Source organism: Ornithinibacter sp. (assembly GCF_035443565.1).
Classification (GTDB): domain Bacteria; phylum Actinomycetota; class Actinomycetes; order Actinomycetales; family Dermatophilaceae; genus Fodinibacter.
In genome coordinates this window covers 1-1,346 of sequence record NZ_DAORSO010000370.1, presented here as the reverse complement: position 1 = coordinate 1,346, position 1,346 = coordinate 1, and the positions used below count along the sequence as shown (strand labels likewise).

The 1,346-nt window shown below is 68.8% G+C and carries 2 protein-coding genes; one reads left to right on the top strand and one right to left on the bottom strand.

Annotation, left to right across the window (positions count from 1 at the left end; translation table 11 throughout):
• Positions 1–2: 2 nt before the first annotated feature.
• Positions 3–485 carry an orotate phosphoribosyltransferase gene (gene pyrE, locus PLL68_RS15270; RefSeq protein ID WP_324535563.1) on the top strand — a complete coding sequence of 161 codons (483 nt, stop codon included), beginning with the start codon at positions 3–5 and terminating at the stop codon, positions 483–485.
• Positions 486–537: 52 nt separating this feature from the next.
• Here the strand turns inward: pyrE and PLL68_RS15265 are convergent.
• The coding region (locus PLL68_RS15265; RefSeq protein WP_324535561.1) for an alanine/glycine:cation symporter family protein at positions 538–1,346 on the bottom strand (809 nt) is incomplete at its 5' end.

Here is a 1,346-nt window from a genome sequence, read left to right as displayed (position 1 = left end):
GGGTGACCCTGTCCTCGGGCCGCGAGGCCGACTACTACGTCGACCTGCGCCGCATCACCCTCGACGGGGAGGCCAGCCCGCTCGTGGGCCGGGTCATGCTCGACCTCACGGCGGACCTGGAGTTCGACGCCGTCGGTGGCCTGACCCTGGGCGCCGACCCGGTCGCCACCGCGATGCTGCACGCCCGGGCCGCGCAGGGTGGCCGCCTCGACGCGTTCGTCGTGCGCAAGGCCGGCAAGGCCCACGGGCTCCAGCAGCGCATCGAGGGCCCGTCGATCGAGGGCCGCCGGGTGCTCATCGTCGAGGACACGTCGACCACCGGTTCCTCACCCCTGGATGCCGCGCAGGCGGCCCGGGATGCCGGCGCCACCGTCGTCGCGGTCGCCACGATCGCCGACCGGGCGACCGGTGCGGCGGAGAAGTTCGCGGATGCCGGGCTGGAGTACCGGCACGTCTTCGGCCTCGCTGACCTCGGCCTCGCCTGACACAGCAGCAGGGCCCGACGGCGAACCGTCGGGCCCTGCGCCGTGCGGGAGTTCAGTGCCGGTCGGCGAACTCCTTGATCTCCCCGGAGGCCAGGCGTGCCCGGTAGCTGGCGAACTCACGTCGGATGACGTTGCGCAACAGGTAGAGTCCGATGAGGTTGGGGATGCTCATCATGAAGATCATCGAGTCCGAGAAGTCGATGACCGAGCCGAGGCTGGCGACCGAACCCAGGACGGTGAAGCCGAGGAAGATGACCTTGAAGACGTTCTCCGCCAGGGGGTTGTCACCGAACAGGTACCCGGTGGCCTTCATGCCGTAGTACGACCAGCTGATCATGGTCGAGAAGGCGAAGAGGACCACGGCGACCGCGAGGACCTTCGGGAACCACGGCAGGACCGAGGCGAAGGCGTTCGAGGTCAGGGCCACACCACCGAGTTCGGAGGCAGCGGGGTCGAGGTAGGCCTTGGTGATGACGATCGTCAGCGCCGTCATCGTGCAGATGACGATGGTGTCGATGAACGGCTCGAGCAGTGCCACGAAGCCCTCGGTCGCAGGCTCCTTGGTGCGCACCGCGGAGTGCGCGACCGAGGCCGAGCCCAGGCCGGCCTCGTTGGAGAACGCCGCCCGCTGGAAGCCGACGATGAGAGCACCGATGATGCCTCCCGCTGCGCCCTCACCGGTGAAGGCGCCGTCGAGGATCGACCCGAAGGCCGCCGGGATCTCCCCGAAGTTGCCGACGAGCACGATGAGGCAGGCACCGAGGTAGAGGATCGCCATGAACGGCACGATCTTCTCGGTGACCTTGGCGATGCTCTTGATGCCGCCGATGATCACCGCGCCGACGGCGGCGGCGAACAGCA